Source organism: Psychrobacter sp. 1044 (assembly GCF_904846525.1).
Classification (GTDB): Bacteria; Pseudomonadota; Gammaproteobacteria; order Pseudomonadales; family Moraxellaceae; genus Psychrobacter.
The window spans coordinates 164,171-185,503 of sequence record NZ_CAJHAZ010000005.1; the positions used below are offsets into that span (position 1 = coordinate 164,171).

Consider the following 21,333-nt stretch of genomic DNA (forward strand, 5'->3'; position numbering starts at 1 on the left):
ATGAGCTTTGATAAACAACAAAATCAAAAAACAAACCGTCAAATTAAATTGGCAAGCCGTCCAACAGGTGAGCCAAAAGCTGAAAACTTTGATATGGTAACCAGCGATATCCCATCGCCAAATAACAATGAAATGCTGCTGCGTACCGTTTACTTATCCTTAGATCCATACATGCGTGGACGTATGAGCGATGCGAAAAGCTATGCTGATCCGCTAGAAGTGGGTGATGTCATGATGGGTGGCACGGTTGCCCAAGTCGTTGAATCCAATATCGACAAATTTGCTGTGGGTGACTTAGTGGTCTCAAACTCAGGCTGGCAAGACTATAGCGTCAGTGATGGCGAAGGCGTCTTAAAGCTTGACAAAAACATGTCAAATCCCTCTTATGGTTTAGGCGTACTAGGTATGCCAGGCTTTACCGGTTACATGGGTTTGACCGACATCGGTAAGCCGCAAAAAGGGGAAACTTTGGTCGTCGCTGCTGCAACGGGTCCCGTTGGTGCAACGGTAGGTCAAGTTGGCAACCAATATGGCTTACGTACCGTTGGTGTGGCTGGTGGCAAAGAAAAATGTGACTTTGCTGTCAATGAGCTAGGCTTTGATGTCTGTATTGACCATAAAGCGGATGACTTTGCCGAGCAATTAAAAGCGGCGTGCCCAGATGGCATCGATATCTATTACGAAAACGTCGGTGGCAAAGTATTTGATGCCGTTATGCCATTATTAAATGCGCATGCACGTATCCCAGTCTGTGGTCTGGTCTCGCAATACAACGCCACCGAGCTGCCTGATGGTAAAGATCGTCTAGGCGTATTAATGGGCAACATTCTAAGCCGTCGTCTCACCATTAAAGGTTTTATTATTTTTGAAGAATATGGCGATCACTTCCCAGAATTCTTAAAAACCATGAGTAAATGGGTCGAGTCAGGCGATGTTAAAACCAAAGAATATATCGCTGAAGGCTTAGACGATGCACCAAATGCCTTCGTGCGCATGCTAAACGGCGATAACTTTGGTAAAACAGTGGTTAAAGTTTCTGAGGTTGAATAACAGAACCAATGGTTATCAGTTGGTTGAATCGCAAATAACGACTTAACAACATAACTTGCTAAGACAACCACTGAAAATGACCTCTCAACCATGAATACTGTTCTATGAATACCGCTAGCAGTCATTGCAAATACTCATATTGATTACAGATGACCAATTAAGCATGACTGCTAACAACCCATGATTTAAAAACAACATCAATAATAAATAAGGACGACTATGAATATTTTAATGGTACTAACCTCACATGATAAGTTGGGCGATACTGGCAAAAAAACGGGCTTTTGGCTAGAAGAGTTTGCCGCGCCGTACTATGCTTTTATCGATGCAGGCGTCAACGTAACACTAGCCTCTCCTGCTGGTGGCCAGCCGCCGCTTGATCCTAGCAGCGATACTGAAGACACGCAAACCAAAGATACCAAGCGTTTTAAAGAAGATAGCGATGCTCAAAAGCAGCTTGCCAATACTAAAAAACTCGCTGATATGAAAGCCGAAGACTTTGATTCAGTCTTTTATCCGGGCGGTCACGGTCCACTATGGGACTTGGCAGTTGATAAAAATTCGATCAATTTGATTGAGACGTTTGTCAAACAAGACAAACCTGTCGCCTTTGTTTGTCATTCTCCAGCCGCTCTTAAAAACGTCAAAATTGATGGTGAGTATTTAGTCAAAGGCAAAACAGTGACTGGCTTTACCAATTCAGAAGAAGACGCCGTTGGTCTCACAGATGTCGTGCCATTCTTAGTAGAAGATGCACTAAAAGCCAATGGTGGTAACTATGAAAAAGCCGCTGATTGGGAATCATTTGTGGTCGAAGATGGCTTGCTGATTACGGGGCAAAACCCAGCGTCATCAGAGGAAGCTGCCAAGCGCTTAATCACTAAGCTGAAAGGTTAATATCTTTTTAACGTTAATATAATAGACCATGCAAAAAGGCCACTATCATGATTCGCTTACATCATCTCAACCAGTCTCGCTCATTACGTATTTTATGGCTTTTAGAAGAGCTGGGCGTGCCTTATGAGATCATTAGTCATCAACGCGATCCTAATACTCATTTGGCACCAGACAGTTTAAAGGCGGTACATCCACTCGGTAAATCTCCGGTTATCGAGATGGATGGTCAACTTTATGCCGAGTCGGGTGCAATCATTGAGTTATTGATTGAGCGATTTGCGCCAGAGCGCTTACGTCCTACGACTGATAGCGCAGACTATGGCCATTATCTGCAATGGATTAACTTTGCTGAAAGCTCGCTCATGTTGCCGTTATTACTGGAGCTATTTACCAAAAAAGCCGGTATCGTCGATAACGAGTTTTTAGATGGTTATATCAGTCAAGAAAAACACAGACTGTTGAGCTATCTAAACGAGGAAGTTGCAGATAAGCCATTTATCGTTGGTCATAAGCTAAGCGGCGCTGACTTTATGCTGTCTTTTGACTTAATCATGCTGGCTAAGCGTGAAGCGTTAGATGATTATCCGCATATCAAGCAGTATGCTTTACAGCTTGCCAGTCTTGATAGCTATCAGCGCAGCATGCGTTTAGAGGCGAATTATGATCACTCTATTTAGTACCATGGTCTAACTGTTTATCGACTATTTAATGTATAAAAAAACAGCTCTTTATAGAGCTGTTTTTTATGGGTAAAAATGACCTGAGTCGTAGCTATGTGACATATAGTCAAGGAATTTTAGAATCGCTACAAGGCGACCGACCGCAGATAGTACACCGAGTACATCTAGGGCGGGTAACACCGTAGCGGTTTAAAAGTGCTCTGACTATAGCACTGTGTTTCTTATCGTCTATCATTGACAGACAGCTGCATCTATCTTTTAACTTGATTTTCAATGTGTTAGTTATGCGTGATAAATGCTCAACAAAAATTATGATAAAATATTCAAAACAGGGTTTAGAATACTTTTTTGGTTTTATCAGTCTACTAAATGACTTTCTGTTAAATGGCTTTTTATTGAATGGCTTTTTATTGAATGGCTTTTTATTAAATGACTTTAAATGTCTTGAGTTTCATGACTATCCGACGAGCGCGATGCTTGTTTAACAACGGCTATACACCATTTTATCCCTCTACGCAGATTATCCATCCATGAGTACTGAATACCAGTTTAAGCCCCATGAACGACCATTCATGCTTGGCTCGCCTGCCACCCCTGATCACCCTGTGCGCCGTAAAATATTTTATTTACTGATTGGTATTTTTATTGGCTTAACTGCCAGCTTTCAGAACGGTCTATTGGTCGCGAATCTCACTCAAATCCAAGGTGAAATGGGCTTAACACCAGTAGAAGGTGGCTGGATATCAGTCGCTTACAATATGACCAATGCTTGTGTCACGGTGCTGCTGTACAAAATTCGCCAGCAATTTGGCATGTCGTTATTTAGCAAAATCACTTTGTTCTTTTTATTGGCAGCCACCAGTATGCAGTGGTTGGTCAGTAGCAATCTACTCAGTACGACGATTGGGATTAGCATTGAGCCTTATTATTTAGAACTGCTCGCCCGTGGCTTTAGTGGTGTGGTGGCTAGTGCGATGACGGTATTGTCTATTTTTTATTGTCTACAAGGCATGCCAACTGCTCGGCGTATCAGCGGACTGATATTAGGGTTCGGCTTGGTGCAGTTTGGCATTCCACTGTCACGGATTATCTCGCCTTATTTAGCCGTTGATGGTCAGCTTGAAGGTTTATTTTTATTTCAAGTGGGATTATCGCTGATTTGCTTTGGGCTTATTAATATTCTTGAGCTACCACCGGGCAACACGGAAAAGGTCTTTGAAAAACTTGATTTGGTGAGTTTTGGCTTTTTTGCCAGTGGTCTTGCCGCCCTATCGGTATTTTTAGTACAAGGTAGAATTCAATGGTGGACGATGCCTTGGCTTAGCTATCCATTGATCATTGCCATCGTGACTATCTCGATTGCTTTATGGATTGAGACCCATCGCAAAAACCCAATGCTACAAGTGCGCTGGATGCGTAGTCGCACCATTATTGCCTTTATGATTACTGGTGCCGTTATGCGTATTTTGCTGTCTGAGCAAAGTGTGGGTGCCGCAGGATTATTAGCAAACCTTGGTTATGGTAATGACCAGCTGATTGTTTTTTATGCCATCATCTTGGTGGCTAGCATACTGGCATTAGTGATTAGCATTTTTACCACCAAAGCGACGGATCTGCGCCGACCCGTGATTTTTGCGGTTGCATTGATTGCGATTGGTGCATGGATAGATACGGGTGTGTCACTAAACTCTGCCCCTTATATGTTCTATTTCAGTCAGTTTATAATCGCTTTTGCTGCCGTTTACTTCATGGGACCAATGGTATTTGAAGGTATGTTTCGCGCCATTGCTAACGGACCTGCCTATATTATTAGCTTCTCGGTGATTTTTGGTATCTCACAAACTGTCGGCGGTTTGGCAGGCGCGGCAGGTATTCAAGCATTTACCACCATTCGTACTCAGATGCATTATGCCGATATGGTCAGTTCAATGAATACCACTGATCCTGCTACGATGACCCAAATGCTACAGGGTATGCAACGTCAAGCAACGGTCGCCGCTTATGACGATTTATTCTTTTTGATGGCCGTGGGCGCCACTATCACCGCGCTATATTTATTGATGGTTTATTTTTATTACCTTTATCATAAACGCAATCCACTTGGTAAAGAACTTGCCGCATTGGCAGAAATGATGGGCAAAAAATAACAGGTGATAATCATATCGATTTGTTGCTGTTACCTTTTCTTCTTATGCTAATTACTATATTTTAAAAAGTTATCCACTATGTTTACTAATCTCATTAGGAGCGCATCATGAGCGAAGACAAATTAAATGATCTTGATGGCCATAATCAAGACACCGCTCAAGATGCCACCCAAAATACTGCTAAAAAAAATCAGACATCATCCAAGGCAGCAGCAATAGAGACGCCTCTAAACCAATCGAAAAATGATGATACTGCGTCCGTAGCGAAAAAAGAGGACTCGATAATAACGTCAGTTGCTGATGCTGATGAAACACCAATGCCGCCAAAAGAGCCTATTCCTGACGCTACAGGTTGGTCGCCTAAAAAGAAATCTTACTTTAACCTAGGCTTATTGATTGCACTAATCATTATTGGCGTCCTTTTGATTCTTTATGCGTGGAAGCTACCGCCCTTTACGCCTACGGTTCAGCAGACTAATAATGCCTTTGTAAAAGGTCAAACAACGATTATCAGCCCGCAAGTTTCTGGCTATGTCACAGAAGTGGCAGTGCAAGATTTTGAAAATGTACAAGCAGGTGATTTATTGGTCAAGATAGACGACCGTGCCTTTTTGCAGCAGCTCGAACAAGCACAAGCCAATATCGAAGTCGCTATGACCGACCGCTCAAGCAATGCGCAAGACACGGGCACCAGTCAGGCACAAATCGAAGCACGTAAAGCGGACTTATATAGTGCCAAAGTCAGCGTTGATAGTGCACGCGAAGATGTAAAGCGCTATCAAGGGCTTGATGCGATTGGCGCAGTATCCAAAGCAGAAGTTGCTCATGCCCAAGCTCAGCTCGCTCAAGCACAAGCTGGCGTGCAGCAAGCAGAAGCCAATTTACAAGTCGCCCTTGAGGCCAGCAAAAAAACCAGTGGTAGCCGCTCATCACTCGATGCCAATATTAAAAATGCAGAAGCAGTTGCTAAGCAAGCACAGATTAATTTAGACAATACGATTATTACTGCCCCTGAATCAGGACAACTGAGTCAAGTCAGCGTCAAAGCGGGACAATATGTCAGCGCGGGCACACAGCTCATGTATGTGGTGCCAAAAGGCGTGTGGATTATCGCCAACTTTAAAGAAACCCAAGTGGCAAATATGACTGTCGGTGAGCCTGCAACTATTCATGTGGATGCGCTAGGCGGCATTAAGTTTCGAGGTCATGTCAGCAATATCTCACCAGCGACTGGCAGTGAATTTAGCGCGGGCGCGGCAAACCCTGCAACTGGCAACTATATTAAAATCGCTCAGCGTATTCCGGTACGGATAGACTTAGAACAAGGTCAACCTGAGCTTGCTCAGTTGCGCCCCGGTATGTCAGTTTCAGTCGATGTCGATACTAAAAAAAATAAAAAATAAAGGGATATCTGCAACTCGGCCTTTCTCTTATTTAAATGGTAAGACTAGAGCAAGAAAATCTTGATACTATCAATCAATTGTTATGCTGCTTACACCTACAGTCAATTTATGATGAATTTACTATATGAAAGGAACGATAATGCGGCATAAAATAATAGGGTTAAGCACTTTACTAATTTTATCAGGGTGCATAAAAAATTATAAGAACACGGAAGTTCAATTGGTCGAATTTAAACGGACATCATCATATTATGAAATAACTTTCCTATCAGAAGCTAATTTTTCAATACGTGAATCAACTAGAAATACAGGGAGTTATATACATTGTATCAACGATAAACGAATCTATGGTGATAAATACATTCCTGACTACTCTTCGAATAATTATTTGAGCAGCAATATTCCTAAAAACACCAAACCTACTGCTGACACACTTTCAGATCAATACATCTATAGCATTAAACTTGATTCTTCAACATACTTAGAGAACGACAAAACCTTATACTGCCGTATATTTACAGGAAACTTCCCAGGAAAGCTAAAAAAGTCGCAAGTACTCGAGGTTATACCATAAAGCTTTTAATAAAATTAGGTGCTGTTGCTGCTCTAAACAGCAACAGCACCTAAGAAATCACTCTCTGCTTATATCTAAATAATAAATAGCAAATATGTTTAAGGCAAAAGGCGCTTGGTAGTCCAGCTTTCACCATTGTCTTTAGTATAGACAATACGGTCATGCATACGATTGGCACGACCTTGCCAAAACTCAATCTCATGAATGCTAATCTCGTAGCCACCCCAAAATTCTGGTGTTGGCACTTGGCTACCTTCTGGATACTGATTTTGCAGCTCATCAAACTTGGCTTGCATCACCTCACGGTCAGCAACTTCGCCACTTTGCGGTTGACTGACCCACGCACCCACTTGACTGTCGTGAGGGCGCTTTTGAAAGTAAGCAGCTGACTTATCAGCATCGATTTTAGCAATACTGCCACTAATACGTACTTGACGCTCCAGCTCTTGCCAAAAGAATAGCGCTTCGGCATTCGGGTTTTCGGCAATATCTTGACCTTTAGCGCTTTCATAGTTGGTATAAAACACCACACCATTTTCGGTAATCTCACGCATAAGTACGATGCGCACGCTAGGTTTATTATCAGCACCGCACGTCGCCAGACTCATCGCATAAGGCTCTTGCACCTTTTGTGCTATTGCCTCATTCATCCATTCTTTTAGTAGCTCAAATGGAGAGTCTGGGACGGACTGTTGATCAAGCTCACCTTTTTCGTATGACAAACGCTGATCGGTAAAATCCATGCTCATAAAATCTTCCTTATTTTAATATAACTATATTATGACGTTAACCCAATACTGCTTTGATATGGTCAGCTAAATCATTTGCCAATACATCACATTCTATTTCATCATCCGACTCAACCATCACACGTATCATAGGTTCTGTACCTGATTGGCGAATGAGCAGACGACCGCGACCCTCTAAAGTGGCCTGTGCTTTTGCAAAAGCAGCAACCAGCTCTTCATGCTCAAACGGATCTTGCATTTTACTTAAGCGCACATTGACCAGTTTTTGTGGCAATTTTTCAAAGCCTTCGGTCAAATCACTGAGCGCTTTACCACGTGCTTCCATCACCGCAAGCACTTGCAAGCCGGCGATAATGGCATCACCCGTACGACTCTTATCTAAACATAGAATATGACCCGATGGTTCGCCGCCCAGTATCCAGCCATTCGCTTCAAGCTCATGCATCACATAACGATCGCCTACTTTTGCACGCGTAAATTTAATGTCTGCCGCTTTGAGTGCCAACTCTAAGCCCATGTTACTCATGAGCGTACCAACCACACCTTTCGCCTTAGTCTGACCTTGGGCAGCAAGTACGTATAAAATGCCATCGCCGTCAACCAGATTACCAGCCTCATCAACCATCACAATACGATCACCATCACCGTCTAGTGCGATACCAACATCTGCCTCGTGCTCAATCACTGCTTTCTGTAAGCCTTCAGGATGGGTAGAGCCGCAGTCGGCATTGATATTGATGCCATCAGGCGTATTGTTAATAGCAATCACATTGGCACCCAACTCACGCATGACTCTTGGTGCCACGCTATAGCCTGCACCATTGGCACAATCTACGACGACAGTCAGATGACTCAAGTCATACTGATAAGGAAAACTGCCTTTACAGAATTCGATATAGCGACCTTTGGCATCATTGATTCGATTATTTTTCCCCAATTGTGCTGGATCAAGAATAGGCATAATCACGTTATTGTCCGCCTCAGAGGCACTCATAATCGCTTTTAGCTTATCATTAATGGAGTTTTGCATCTCATCAGTCAGTTTTTTGCCATCACCTGAAAACAGCTTGATACCGTTATCATAGTAAGGGTTGTGCGACGCTGAAATAACTACCCCAGCATCTGCATTAAAACTACGGGTCAAATGCGCAATCGCTGGTGTGGGTAATGGTCCAAGCATATGCACATCAACACCAGCGGCATTAAACCCCGCTTGCAATGCGCCTTCAATCACATAACCTGACAGCCGCGTATCCTTACCGATGACCACGCTTGGCTTGCGCGCAGGATTGTCATTATTCTCTATCAGCACACGTCCCGTCACATAGCCCAATTTTAAAATAAAGTCTGGTGTGATCGGCGACTCACCGAATTTTCCGCGAATACCATCGGTGCCAAAGTAGCTCATTATGTATGCTCCCAAATCTAAGAGTGAAAACCAGACGAATACGCAAACAATAACGTATAAACAGTCTAAGTAGTTATTATTATAATCCGCTTGTGTATTTTACAAAAAAAACAGCCAACAATAACAAGGCATTGTTGGCTGTTTGTATCTTAAGGTCACTGCAGCCCTGCAAAACAGCTATCGTTGACGTAATGCAGGATTATAAAACACTTTTTAGTTCACACGATAGTTCGGTGCTTCTTTGGTGATTTGTACATCATGGACATGCGACTCTTTCATACCCGCCGATGTCACCTTAATGAATTGCGGATTGGTACGCATATCTTCGATGGTCGCAGAGCCAGTATAACCCATTGATGAGCGCAAACCGCCAACCAACTGATTAACAATACCAGCAACTGGACCTTTATAAGGAACTCGGCCTTCGATACCTTCTGGTACTAATTTCTCTACGCCATCTTTAGCATCTTGGAAGTAACGATCTGATGAGCCATTTGAGCCTGACATCGCACCAAGGCTACCCATACCGCGGTAAGCTTTGTAATAACGACCTTGGAACAGCTCAACTTCACCTGGTGCTTCTTCGGTACCAGCCATCAATGAGCCTACCATAATGCACGAAGCACCAGCGGCAATGGCTTTTGCCATATCACCTGAATAGCGAATACCACCATCAGCAATCAGTGGAATACTGTCTTTCAATGCGCTAGCGACATTATCGATAGCTGAGATTTGCGGCACACCGATACCAGCGATGATACGCGTAGTGCAGATAGAACCAGGGCCAATACCGACTTTCACCGCATCAGCGCCTGCATCACGCAATGCAAGTGCAGCATCACCAGTTGCGATGTTGCCACCGATGACTTGTACGTGTGGATAGTGCTTTTTAATCCAAGATACCTTATCAATCACGCCTTTTGAATGACCATGTGCAGTATCAACCACGATGATATCGACGTCAGCAGCGATTAATGCTTCAACGCGCGCTTGGGTATCTGCACCAGTACCAACAGCAGCACCAACACGCAGACGACCTTGCTCATCCTTACAAGCATTTGGATTGTTTTCAGCTTTTGCAAAATCATTAACCGTAATCAAACCACGTAAGCGGAAATGATCGTCGATAACAATGACTTTTTCAATGCGGTGCTCATGTAGCAGACGCTTGATGTTTTCATTGCTTTCACCTTCATGTACTGTCACCAACTGATTTTTTGGCGTCATGATTTTACTAACTGGCAAAGACAGATTGGTTTCAAAGCGCCAATCTCTGTGAGTCACAATACCCACAACATTATCAGTACCTCTTTCTACCACAGGTACGCCTGAGATATTATTATCTTGCGTCAGCTGTAGCAGATCACCAATCGTCATCTCTGGATGCACAGTGATCGGATCTACGACCGTACCTGCTTCAAATTTTTTGACGCGGCGTACTTGTGTGGCTTGCTTGGCGATATCCATGCTCTTGTGCAAGATACCCATACCACCTAGCTGTGCCATCGTAATGGCCATTTCAGATTCGGTCACGGTATCCATCGCGGCAGAAATCAGCGGTAAATTCAGCGTGATGTTTTTGGTCAAACGAGTGGTCAGATCGGCAGTTTTTGGCAAGACTTCAGAATAAGCTGGCAACAATAAAACGTCATCAAAGGTTAAGGCTTCATCGACAATTCGCAACATACAGACCCCTAGTGGTGGTTATTTTGATGGGTGGGATATTTTTGGCATTAAGACAATCAACCAAAATCACCGATATGACTTTATGAAGCTAAAGTCTTAAAATTAAAGACCTCGTATCACAAAGTTTTAGATAATCAGCAATGAGCCAGCCGGTATTTGTGATTAAACAAACAGAGACACTCGGAAATTGCAATTGATTGATGCTAATAAGTTTGCACAAATATAGCGCGCCCCTACTCTTAACCGCTCATTTATCCCTTAAAAATAACGCCATATTATAACAAATAATCAGACAAATCGCATGCTATATTTGTCAGCTTATTTTGCTAGTGCTTGTCTATCAATATCGACATCTGTAAAGCCCAGCTATTTAAAAGCATAGAAAACATACTCACTCGTCAGTTACTAGTCTTTACCCTTCAATATTAAACGTTCAGCAGGCAGATAAGCTTTTTGTTTGCTATATAAATAATTCAGCATCTGCTCACGTATCTCACAGGCCAATGTCCATGCTTCTATGGGACCTACCGCTGAAACAGCGCCGCGCAGGTGAATAATGTTGGCAGTCACCTCAACGACAAACATTTCAGGCTCAGTTTTGTTGTCCCAAAGCTTATTGTCTTTAACCGCCGATATAAATTTTTGGCGAATGGCGTCAACATCTGCGCCATAATCGACATATAAAAACACAGGACAGGTCTGATGTACTTCGGTATGTGACCAGTTTTCTACCGTTTCGGTGATCAATTCGCGCATCGGCACGATCAATCGACGTTCATCCCATGTTTTGAGTACCGCATACGTATAACGCAGGTCTTCAACGGTACTAAAGTTGCCATCCATTATCACACTGTCGCCAATTCGTACCGGCTGGGTCACGGCCACCTGTACCCCAGCAATGATGTTACCCAGTATCGGCTGCGCGGCAATTCCGATGACCACGCCTGCGATACCAGCCGAGGTCAATAGCGTCTTACCAAGGCCTTCCATGTTGGCAAATTCACTGAGACCAATCCAAATACTGCCCAAAATCATGACAAAAATAAAGACGCGGCGAAATATCGATACATAAGTACGGCGACGGCGCTCTTTATCAAAGTGCTCTTCAGCCAGATTTTCAATTTGTAGGCTTTGATAGCGATTAGCGAAAAAGTTAATAACGCGAATGCCAAGCCATAAGGTGCTAAATACTAGCCCAATCCAGATAAGCGGACGAGTCGATGAAGCTACCGCATCCAAATAAGGAAAGCCCCCTGACACCAAAGTAAAGACGAGCAAAAAACTGATGGTAAAAGTCAACGGTACAGTCAGCTTATTAACCAAATCTGCTACACCATTAGTACTACCAATATAATTGCTGTATTTTTCATCGTCGATATAACGGCTGATGATTTTTTCCGTGCCTTTACTGAGTAACCATCCTACTCCCATGGTCACTAAAAAAAACAGTGCTAATGCCAAAAACTCCCATAGTGCAATACTGAAAATCTTAAGTTTTAACCACCCAGGTAAATAACGCTCAAATTCTGCTGGATGATATTGCTCATAGAGATTGTCGATATTATCAACTGTCTGTGCAGAAAACACCCAAATAGGCGCAGCTTCACCAACCCGTACTCGTTGCAAATAGATGGGAACACGGCGCTCACGATAGTCGATATAGCCTAACTGAATCGAACGTCTAGGGATACCCATGATACTACTGGTATTGCCAAGTGGCGGCTCGATTAAACCATCTGGGCGATCTGGCAGATCATCAAAGACGTAAAGCTCTTTTTCTGTTAACAAAAAATCCAACCGTTTTGATAACTCAAGCGCGTGGTTACGCTGAATTTTCTGATCGATTAAATTCATGTTGAGTGCATAAGCAGCCAAGTCGTATTGTTGCTTCATGACCGCCGATTGAAAAAATTCTAAAGTCGCTAGTGGCGTGGTCAAATTTGGCGGCTCCGATAATGGCGGCAAGCCTACATTGAGCTTGTCTAGCAAATAATAACTTTCATTGTATTCACCCGTCAGTCCAGAATCGCCCTGCAAATTACCCGCTTGCTCTACTGCATTGCGCTCGGTAGGATCAAATATTTCTTCTGCAACGCCAGAGATGCTGAGGCTTTCGTCTTTAATTGTATTGATTTTCTGAGTGGCATATTCAGCCAGATTATCGGGCTTACTGATTGAAGTTGATGATGAGCTAGACTGCTCATCCGCAGCTTGTTCGCTATCGCTTTGCATATCACTAGTGCTTGCGGCATTAGCGGGCGCAAACACAGCATTCATGCTGACTATAAAAAAAACCAATAGTAAAGTACTGGCGCGCACATTCCAACGCTGGGGGTTAGGATAGTGGTCACTGTCGGTATCAATTGCTATACGATGACCGCCAACAATGCTTTTTTTGAGAATATTCATATTTTAAAAGCCATTAATTCACTTGATGTTTGCATCTCTTAAAGTTTGCCTACAAAGCTTATTCTTACATATATTGCACAGCCAATTTAGCTTCATCTTTCTTGTTTGACTGCAATTTATCTTGTTTTTAACACCATTTTTAGAATGATGACATACCCTAGTTTAGTCTATAAAAAAAGCCAGCTCAAAGCTGACTTAGTTTATGACTATCTATATGGGTGTTCTGTAACAGAATTGCCTTAAGCGCGGCGCCATGTCGTGCCAGCACGGCTGTCTTCAAGCTCAATACCAGCATCTTTTAGTTGCTCACGTATCTCATCAGCACGCGCAAAGTTTTTATTGGTTTTGGCATCCGCACGCTCAATGATTAAACCATCGATAGTGTCATCGGTTAAACCATCATCCGCCTGTTCACCAATTATTGCTTGCAAAAACTGTTGAACTGGCTGCTGTAAAATATTGAGTACCTGTGCCAACGCTTTGAGCTGCTCTGCTAATTGCCATGCAGTGTCTACGTCTTCGGCTTTAATGGCTTTATTAATGTCGCGCGCCAGCCCAAACAATACACTGATCGCCGTTGAACTATTAAAATCATCGTTCATGGCTTTGATGAAGTCTTGTCCAGCACTGCTGCTATAAGCATCATTTATCAGCGTATCACTGACTACAAGCATCTGCCCTTTTTGCTGTTCGGCCAATTTTAACGCATTATATAATCTGCTTAGGCTATTATGTGCTTCATCCAATGCGTTGTCAGAAAAATTGACTTGGCTGCGATAATGGCTTGATAATAAGAAAAAGCGCACCGTTTCAGGTAGATATTTTGCCATCACGTCACGAATGGTAAAAAAGTTACCCAACGACTTGGACATTTTTTCACCATCGACATTAATGAAACCGACATGCATCCAGTTACGCGCGTATTCACAGCCAGTCGCGGCTTCAGACTGCGCTATCTCGTTTTCGTGATGCGGAAACTGTAAGTCATGACCACCGCCATGAATATCAAAGGTATTACCTAAGCACTTAGTCGACATCGCTGAGCATTCGATATGCCAACCTGGACGCCCTTGTCCCCATGGTGATGCCCATTGCGGCTCATTAGGTTTTGCGGCTTTCCACAGCACAAAGTCAAAGGGATTGCGTTTGTCATTTTCGACATCGACACGTGAACCTGCTTGCATCTCATCGAGATTACGCTTAGACAATTTACCATAATCTGCAAAATTATCGACGGCATAGTAGACATCACCATTGTCGCCTGCGTACGCATAATTACCTGTAACCAAGGTCTCAATCATTTGCTGCATATCATCGATATGATCAGTCGCGCGCGGCTCAGCGTCTGGCATCTCGCAACCAAGAGCGGTTGCATCTTCGTGCATGGCTTCAATAAAACGCTGCGTCAACGTACCAATCTCTTCACCGTTCTCAGCGGCACGAGTGATGATCTTGTCATCAATATCGGTGATATTGCGCACATAATTAACGTCATAGCCTAACTGAGCCAACCAGCGCACTACCATGTCAAAACCGACCATCACCCGCGCATGCCCAATATGACAATAATCATAAACGGTCATACCGCACACATACATGCCTACTTGCCCTGATTTGAGTGGTACAAACTGACGTTTTCCGCCAGTCAGTGAGTCATGAATAGCAAGCTGAGACATCGCATCGGCAAGTGGTGTGGTCATGGTTAAAAAGCCTTTTAATATAAATAAAATAGATAAAATAAAAACAAAAATATAATCAATGTTTGGATATTAAACAGCACTGACTATGGTCGTTATAACTGTAAAAACAGCGGCAACATAAAACCTAACCCATTATCTTAGCGAAAACAGCCATAAAATACTACAATGAGCCCGCAACTAATATCATTCAATCATAAAAACTGTTAAGGATTTAGATATGGGCAATCGTTTAAGCAAAATATATACGCGTACTGGAGATGACGGTAGCACTGGCATGGCAGACGGCAGCCGCGTCAGCAAAGCAGACAATCTATTTAGCGTAATGGGTGATATCGACGAGCTTAACTCACACATTGGTCTGGTACGCGCTCAATTACAGCATAATAAAGGGCAATCTATAGAGAAAGAATTTTCTCAAGCGTTAGTCATCATTCAGCATTTATTGTTTAATATCGGTGGTGAGCTGGCTATGCCAGAATATGAAGGCGTCAATGCCACTCACATTACATGGTTAGAACAGCAAATTGATGCGATGAATATGACCTTGCCGCCGCTAAAAGATTTTATCTTGCCCACAGGTTCGGTATTGGTCAGCCAACTGCACGTTGCGCGTACAGTCTGTCGCCGTGCAGAGCGCCAAGCAGTGCTATTGCAGCAAGAGCGTCCACAAGCGATTCGCAGTACGGCCGTGAGCTTTATCAATCGCTTATCGGATTGGTTGTTTGTCGCTGCTCGCTTTTGTACAGATCCCAATAAAGTCTCTGAAGTCTTATGGGACAGTCAGGTATTACAAAAATTCGCTGATAAAAAATAATTACGCAGGACTACTTCAGTGGACTAAAACGCTAAAAGCAGACCCTAGAATTAAGCCCTAGAATAAAATATAAAAAAGCCCGCAACCTTAACACTGCGGGCTTTTTATTGACTAATCGATACTATTCAGTCACGACAATATGGTTCGAGAACAGCTTAAATCTTACTAATTAGTAAGTAGCGCTGTCATCTTCAATAATGACCATATCGATACTTTCATCTTTAGGTACTGATTTCGGTACAGCTGGTGTGGCTGGGGTTTTAACCTCAGGAGTGGCTGACGTGCTGCTATCCGTATTACTACTGCTTGGATTGTTGATAGTCGGCGGCGTGGCAGGCTCAGTAGGACGAATCGGCTCAACTGGTTTGACTACTTGAGGCTGACGAACGGGTGCTGACTGACTGTCATCGTTTTGTGCTGCACGGCGCTCTGCGCTACGTTGGGCGCGCTGCTCATCCATCGCTGATTTAAATACAGAACCTGCCATCACATCGGCGACCACAGTAATCAATGCTGGCTGCCCAGCAATACGTGTGCGTACTTGACCGCCTTGAGTACCAACGACATAGGTAAAGGCATCATCAACCAACATGTTATTGTTGATACGAATGTTATTTTGCGCTAAGCGTGATTGTAGGCTCGGCAAATTGTTGGCTGCTTGTACTTGACTGGCTTGATACAAATCTTCGCTTGGTAACGTCATGCTCACGCTTGCCTGACAAGTCGTCATACCATTGTCATTGGCTGCTTGTAAGACTGCAGCATTTTGTACATCAATCACAATGCCGTTGGTTTTATTAGTGATAGCGCCGCTAGCGAGACTGATCTCTGCATCATTTGCGTAGTTGGCAGCCAGCGTTTGTGCTTGTTGATTGAGCGTGTTTTTTAGAGCCGTTTTGAGACGATCTTGTACCATTGGGTCATCACAGCTCACCGCAGTAGCTGCGGTGTTTTCAGTAGACGCAGACTCTTGCTCTGTGAGCTCTGCCGTCTCGGTGGTATCTTCCTTCTCTGAGCGATCACAGCCAGCAAGCGCTAAACCACATACCATGCCAATACCAGCCACTTTATACCACTTGCTCACGTTTTTATTTGCTACGCTCATATTTCTTTTGCTCCCAATTTACTAATACGTACCGCCACTGATGGACAGTGATTGATGTTCAAACCGCAACCCTAGCTGCCCTAGGTTTGAAAACCAGATTATTATACGGTGTTTAAATAAAATGTTCATTAGTGTAGCCCATGGATATACAAATAACGCCCCTCATTATAGGTAAAACCTGTATTTAGTTGCAAAAACATAACAAATACATACTTATGAATTCGCTGTAAATACGTTTTTAGACTACCGCGATCAACTAGGGTCTGTTGAATGTTTGACAGACAGTAAACATATTCTAAGATTTCGCTCAGCTCATATCTATAAAGTTTTTGGATAAAAGGAACCACATAGTAATATTGCTTTATCGAGCAAATTTTATTAGACGCTGTTGTTTTAGCACTATATGATTGCGCGTATCACTAACCAACCATATAAATTATGATAAATTTCGAAAACACGCTTTTATTGGGTCATCGCGGTGCGCGTGGCGAAGCATTAGAAAATACCTTTTCAGGCTTTGAGTACGCTCAACGTCTCAACACTCAGGGTCTAGCAGGGGTTGAGTTTGATGTACAACTGAGTGCGGATGGTCATTTAATCGTGTTTCATGATGACACGCTGCAACGCATGTGTGGTCAGCAAGCACGTGTTGATCAGTTGAATCTTACTGAGATTCAACGCCATTCGCAGTTTGGTCATCAGATTATCACATTAGGGCAGGTAGCGCCGTTGCTAGAGGGCTTTACTGATATTGAACTGGAGATTAAAACGCATGACCGTACTGATTATGCTAAATTGGTACAAGCATTGACACGCAGCCTCATCGATAGTCCACTTGCCAAACTACCCATTGTGCTGACCAGTTTCGATGTAGAGCTACATGTTCGCTTACAACGTCATCCATTACTAAAGCATATCTCTCGCGGCTTGCTCATTCGCACATCTGAAGTCTTAATGACTGCACCGAATGCCGCCTTGCAACTTGGCTGTATTCAGCTAGGTATCCACTATCCGCTGATTAGTCGAGCAGTCATTAAACATAGCCACCGTTATGGCTTGCCAGTTAGTGCGTGGACGGTCAATGATATTGACACGATTAAACAGCTGATCGCGTGGCAAGCTGACGTCATCATCACTGATTATCCAAGTCATTTACTGCTGGGTTAATAAGCATCGCCTTTATTTGATTTATTTAAAATCATCTACATATCTACGGTGTTACTTACACTTCTCCTCAATGCCTGATAAGTCATCCATTATTTTCGTCAATACATTCCATAATCGATACAAGTTATTGTTATTTAGCAATATTTTTACAGTGTATAACTGTTCACTTTATTGATTTTTTAAGGTATCATATAGGCTTAAATTAATACCGCTAGGGATATTATATGATTGCAAAAAAAGCACTTGGCTTACCGCTTAAAGGCTTACGTTTCGCTATCAAATCTGGTGATACGCTTATCAAAGCCGCCAGCACTCAAGCCACACGTTTTAAGACACGTTTTGACGAGAGTAAAACTGCAAGCTCGCTTAATGAGCAGCCTGTTGCCAAACGCAACTACGCCCATGCTGCGGGAGAGCAAGATGTTGCTACTAAAGAAGACAGCATTGATATGCGCGAGTTTGAGTTTACAAAAGCGCCGATCAACTGGATTCCAGCGACTATTCTAGTAGCCACACCTATTGCTGCTGCGATCATTACACCATGGTATTTGTTTACTCATGATGTTAGCGCGCCAGTTTGGGGCGTATTTGGTGCCTTTATGGTATGGACAGGTATCAGTATTACGGCGGGTTATCATCGCCTGCTATCGCATCGTGCTTATAAAGCGCATCCAATCGTCAAAAACTTTTTATTGCTAGGTTCTACCTTTGCCGTACAAGGTTCAGCGTTTGATTGGGTTTCTGGTCACCGTACGCATCATCGTCATGTCGATGACCGCTTAGAAGACCCGTACTCAGCAAAGCGTGGCTTTTTCTTTAGTCATATGGGCTGGATGCTACGCAATTATCCTAGCGGTAAATTTGACTATAAAAATATCCCTGACCTAACCAAAGATAGAACGCTGCAAATTCAGCATAAATATTACGGTTTATGGGTTGCGGCATTAAACATCGGTGTGGTCGCTGCGATCGGTTGGTTATTGGGTGATGTTTGGGGTACTTTGGTCATCGTAGGCTTACTACGTCTGGTACTGACGCACCACTTTACCTTCTTTATTAACTCGCTCTGTCATATGTTTGGCACGCGTCCTTATACGGATACCAATACTGCTCGCGATAACTTCTTCTTAGCTATCTTTACGTGGGGTGAGGGTTATCATAACTACCATCACTTCTTCCAATACGACTATCGTAACGGCGTAAAATGGTGGCAGTATGATCCTACTAAATGGTTGATTGCTGGCCTATCGAAGCTGGGCTTAACCAGTGAGCTACGTACCGTTGATGACACCACTATCAAGCATGCAGAAGTACAAATGCAATTTAAAGCGGCACAGCAGCAGATTGATACGGCAGCAGTGGGCGGTCTTGATCTTCCTCATGCCATGAAAAGCTTCCAAGATCGTATTAAGTTTGAATATGATGCCTTTATGCAGACTGTTGAAGAATGGCAAGCGCTCAAAGCCAAAACGATTGAGCTGAAAAAAACAGAATATGCCGATCGCTTGCATGAAGTGGAAGATGAGCTAAAGCACGACTATGCCAAAATTGAACAAAAAATTCTTGAGCATAATAGCAATTTGAAAACTGCGTTTCGCTCTATCGGCATCAGTAAAAAAGCGGCATAATCGCTGATTATTAAACTGTATTTTATTACCTTTGTGATGAACGATAATTGTAAAGCTTCTCCTTCCCTCTATCTGCTACAGATAGAGGGATTTTTTTGCTCATCTTTTATAGATCGTGTCGAACATTGATTTATAGAAATAAAAAGGATAAGTGGAAGCAATATCTTTGTTTGATAGGCTAAATGCATTCAATATTGCTCATGGTTTTTGGGTGCGCTATTACAAGAGATGGACAGAGTGAAACGATGTAATATCAAGGCTATGCTATAGTGCTTTTATCGCCCCTACACTTTACTTATACTTCAAAAGCAGGAACGGCTTGTATGCGCTATCAAAATACCTATGTCAATCTAGACACACGCCTTTATCATGAGCAACCGCCGACGCCGCTGGACAATCCACGTGCTGGACACTTCAACATGCAAGTTGCGCAGCAGTTAGGCTGGACAAATGATGAAGATTTGATGACACATTGGGTAGAGATACTCGGTGGTCAATACGTGCCAGCGGATTTTAAGCCATTGGCCATGGTTTATGCGGGTCACCAATTTGGGCAATGGGCAGGTCAATTGGGTGATGGGCGCGGCTTACTGATGGCACAAGTGCTCGATAACAATAATCAATTGCAAGACTTGCACCTTAAGGGCATTGGTCTGACGCCTTACTCGCGGATGGGTGATGGGCGTGCTGTCTTGCGCAGCACTATTCGCGAGTATTTATGTGGTCATGCACTGACACAACTTGGCATACCTTCGTCAAACGCACTGGGGTTTGTTGTCTCCGATACCAGAGTGCGCCGTGAGCGCATGGAAGCAGGTGCGGTATTGATGCGCGTGGCTGATAGTCACATTCGTTTGGGTCATATCGAGTGGATTGCCAGCTTTGCGCCCGATTTACTCGCTGAGTTCACTGATTATATGATCGACACTTATTATCCAGAGTGCCGTGATAGTGACGCTCCCATACTGACATTTTTAACCACGGTGGTTGAGCGAACCGCACGAATGATCGCTGACTGGCAACTGATTGGCTTTGCGCATGGCGTAATGAATACTGACAACCTCTCTATCACTGGTAGCACCTTAGACTTTGGTCCATTTGGTTTTATGGAGCGTTTTAATCCTGCTTGGATCAACAACCACTCTGATCATACTGGTCGCTACGCTTATCAGAATCAACCTGCTATTGGTCACTGGAATCTCAATGCTTGGCTGCCACATTTTATGCGCTTAGAGGGCGTAACACGTGAGGCGTTAGCAGACTGTCTAGCGCCTTATGAAGCCACATTTATGCAGCACTATCAGCAAGGGCTTTGTCGTAAGCTTGGGCTGCAGCATGCAAAAGAGAGTCTAACCTTGGCTTTTGAATGGTTAACCTTGTTAGAAGACAACTTGCTGGACTATACCAATAGCTTCCGTGCGCTACTCGGTTTGGTCGCGCCGAATGAGCACCATTATGAAGAGCAGCTATTGTCAACCATGGCGAATGAGCTTAGCGATGATGCCCAACAAGTCTGGCAAGATTGGTCGACTCGTTATGTGGCTCAAATAAAACAGCTGCCACTTGAGCAAGTTATCGATGATATGCAGCACAATAATCCTGTTTATGTACTGCGTAATAGTATGGCGCAGCGTGCCATTACGGCAGCAGAACAAGGACAGTTCGAAGAAGTGAGTCGAGTATTCGATTTACTGGCTAACCCTTATCAGGTACAAGCAATCGCTACCCTTCTCGACACGATGCCGCCTACCCCACATGCGCCGCAAATGCCAATTAGTTGCTCGTCTTAATGACATGTTATTAAACTGCTATTCTGTAATATTTTGAAACATTATGAGATTAAGGTTGATATTTAACCCTATTTTTTGGCATTATTAATTGGCTAAATAATGAATATCATTTTACTATATTATTCT

The 21,333-nt window shown here is 43.3% G+C and carries 15 protein-coding genes; 9 read left to right on the forward strand and 6 right to left on the reverse strand.

The features are described 5' to 3' along the window. The 5 genes from JMX82_RS05075 to JMX82_RS05095 all read left to right on the forward strand — a co-directional run bounded on the left by JMX82_RS05075 (window position 1) and on the right by JMX82_RS05095 (window position 6,177). Window positions 1-1,050, forward strand: a complete 1,050-nt coding sequence (locus tag JMX82_RS05075; protein WP_060491217.1) for an NADP-dependent oxidoreductase — start codon at window positions 1-3, stop codon at window positions 1,048-1,050. A gap of 219 nt (window positions 1,051-1,269) precedes the next feature. Next, window positions 1,270-1,947, forward strand: a complete 678-nt coding sequence (locus tag JMX82_RS05080; RefSeq protein WP_201539720.1) for a type 1 glutamine amidotransferase domain-containing protein — start codon at window positions 1,270-1,272, stop codon at window positions 1,945-1,947. 47 nt (window positions 1,948-1,994) lie between these two features. Beyond that, complete coding sequence (locus JMX82_RS05085; RefSeq protein ID WP_201539721.1) at window positions 1,995-2,624, forward strand: glutathione S-transferase family protein; 630 nt, start codon at window positions 1,995-1,997, stop codon at window positions 2,622-2,624. Between the two features lie 533 nt (window positions 2,625-3,157). Continuing rightward, entirely contained in the window at window positions 3,158-4,774 is a 1,617-nt protein-coding gene (locus JMX82_RS05090) for an MFS transporter (RefSeq protein ID WP_201539722.1), read from the forward strand. 107 nt (window positions 4,775-4,881) lie between these two features. Beyond that, on the forward strand, window positions 4,882-6,177 hold the full coding sequence (locus JMX82_RS05095) for an HlyD family secretion protein (protein ID WP_201539723.1): 1,296 nt from the start codon (window positions 4,882-4,884) through the stop codon (window positions 6,175-6,177). Window positions 6,178-6,849: 672 nt separating this feature from the next. On the opposite strand, the gene pdxH is transcribed toward JMX82_RS05095, so the two are convergent. From pdxH to cysS, 5 genes are all read right to left on the reverse strand, one after another. After that, entirely contained in the window at window positions 6,850-7,494 is a 645-nt protein-coding gene (gene pdxH / locus JMX82_RS05100; protein ID WP_201539754.1) for a pyridoxamine 5'-phosphate oxidase, read from the reverse strand. A gap of 43 nt (window positions 7,495-7,537) precedes the next feature. Beyond that, window positions 7,538-8,908, reverse strand: a complete 1,371-nt coding sequence (gene glmM / locus JMX82_RS05105; RefSeq protein WP_201539724.1) for a phosphoglucosamine mutase — start codon at window positions 8,906-8,908, stop codon at window positions 7,538-7,540. A 213-nt stretch (window positions 8,909-9,121) separates the two neighbouring features. Next, window positions 9,122-10,594: an IMP dehydrogenase gene (guaB, locus tag JMX82_RS05110; RefSeq protein WP_087814171.1), complete on the reverse strand. Its 1,473-nt coding sequence runs from the start codon at window positions 10,592-10,594 to the stop codon at window positions 9,122-9,124. A gap of 405 nt (window positions 10,595-10,999) precedes the next feature. Then, a complete protein-coding gene (locus tag JMX82_RS05115; protein WP_227676349.1) occupies window positions 11,000-13,003 on the reverse strand; it encodes a mechanosensitive ion channel family protein in 2,004 nt (667 codons plus the stop codon). 239 nt (window positions 13,004-13,242) lie between these two features. Next, window positions 13,243-14,703: a cysteine--tRNA ligase gene (gene cysS, locus JMX82_RS05120; RefSeq protein WP_201539725.1), complete on the reverse strand. Its 1,461-nt coding sequence runs from the start codon at window positions 14,701-14,703 to the stop codon at window positions 13,243-13,245. Between the two features lie 217 nt (window positions 14,704-14,920). On the opposite strand from cysS, the gene JMX82_RS05125 reads away from it, so the two are divergent. Next, entirely contained in the window at window positions 14,921-15,517 is a 597-nt protein-coding gene (locus tag JMX82_RS05125; RefSeq protein WP_055124973.1) for a cob(I)yrinic acid a,c-diamide adenosyltransferase, read from the forward strand. A 169-nt stretch (window positions 15,518-15,686) separates the two neighbouring features. Here the strand turns inward: JMX82_RS05125 and JMX82_RS05130 are convergent, their stop codons facing one another. Further along, window positions 15,687-16,622 carry a hypothetical protein gene (locus tag JMX82_RS05130; protein ID WP_201539726.1) on the reverse strand — a complete coding sequence of 312 codons (936 nt, stop codon included), beginning with the start codon at window positions 16,620-16,622 and terminating at the stop codon, window positions 15,687-15,689. Between the two features lie 438 nt (window positions 16,623-17,060). Here JMX82_RS05130 and JMX82_RS05135 point away from each other — a divergent pair, with 438 nt between their 5' ends. From JMX82_RS05135 to JMX82_RS05145, 3 genes are all read left to right on the forward strand, one after another. Beyond that, a complete protein-coding gene (locus JMX82_RS05135) occupies window positions 17,061-17,789 on the forward strand; it encodes a glycerophosphodiester phosphodiesterase (protein WP_201539727.1) in 729 nt (242 codons plus the stop codon). 449 nt (window positions 17,790-18,238) lie between these two features. After that, window positions 18,239-19,417 carry an acyl-CoA desaturase gene (locus JMX82_RS05140; protein ID WP_201539756.1) on the forward strand — a complete coding sequence of 393 codons (1,179 nt, stop codon included), beginning with the start codon at window positions 18,239-18,241 and terminating at the stop codon, window positions 19,415-19,417. Between the two features lie 323 nt (window positions 19,418-19,740). Next, window positions 19,741-21,207, forward strand: coding sequence for a protein adenylyltransferase SelO (locus JMX82_RS05145; RefSeq protein WP_201539728.1), 1,467 nt, complete (start codon window positions 19,741-19,743; stop codon window positions 21,205-21,207). Window positions 21,208-21,333 lie beyond the last annotated feature (126 nt).

What these genes read in the sequence shown, in the direction of transcription:
- JMX82_RS05075 (WP_060491217.1), top strand. Translation starts at nt 1, where the DNA reads ATGAGCTTTGATAAACAACAAAATCAAAAAACAAACCGTCAAATTAAA.
- JMX82_RS05080 (WP_201539720.1), top strand. Translation starts at nt 1,270, where the DNA reads ATGAATATTTTAATGGTACTAACCTCACATGATAAGTTGGGCGATACT.
- JMX82_RS05095 (WP_201539723.1), top strand. Translation starts at nt 4,882, where the DNA reads ATGAGCGAAGACAAATTAAATGATCTTGATGGCCATAATCAAGACACC.
- cysS (WP_201539725.1), bottom strand. Translation starts at nt 14,703, where the DNA reads ATGACCACACCACTTGCCGATGCGATGTCTCAGCTTGCTATTCATGAC.
- JMX82_RS05145 (WP_201539728.1), top strand. Translation starts at nt 19,741, where the DNA reads ATGCGCTATCAAAATACCTATGTCAATCTAGACACACGCCTTTATCAT.
- JMX82_RS05115 (WP_227676349.1), bottom strand. Translation starts at nt 13,003, where the DNA reads ATGAATATTCTCAAAAAAAGCATTGTTGGCGGTCATCGTATAGCAATT.
- JMX82_RS05140 (WP_201539756.1), top strand. Translation starts at nt 18,239, where the DNA reads ATGCGCGAGTTTGAGTTTACAAAAGCGCCGATCAACTGGATTCCAGCG.
- JMX82_RS05090 (WP_201539722.1), top strand. Translation starts at nt 3,158, where the DNA reads ATGAGTACTGAATACCAGTTTAAGCCCCATGAACGACCATTCATGCTT.
- JMX82_RS05130 (WP_201539726.1), bottom strand. Translation starts at nt 16,622, where the DNA reads ATGAGCGTAGCAAATAAAAACGTGAGCAAGTGGTATAAAGTGGCTGGT.
- glmM (WP_201539724.1), bottom strand. Translation starts at nt 8,908, where the DNA reads ATGAGCTACTTTGGCACCGATGGTATTCGCGGAAAATTCGGTGAGTCG.
- JMX82_RS05135 (WP_201539727.1), top strand. Translation starts at nt 17,061, where the DNA reads ATGATAAATTTCGAAAACACGCTTTTATTGGGTCATCGCGGTGCGCGT.
- JMX82_RS05085 (WP_201539721.1), top strand. Translation starts at nt 1,995, where the DNA reads ATGATTCGCTTACATCATCTCAACCAGTCTCGCTCATTACGTATTTTA.
- JMX82_RS05125 (WP_055124973.1), top strand. Translation starts at nt 14,921, where the DNA reads ATGGGCAATCGTTTAAGCAAAATATATACGCGTACTGGAGATGACGGT.
- pdxH (WP_201539754.1), bottom strand. Translation starts at nt 7,494, where the DNA reads ATGGATTTTACCGATCAGCGTTTGTCATACGAAAAAGGTGAGCTTGAT.
- guaB (WP_087814171.1), bottom strand. Translation starts at nt 10,594, where the DNA reads ATGTTGCGAATTGTCGATGAAGCCTTAACCTTTGATGACGTTTTATTG.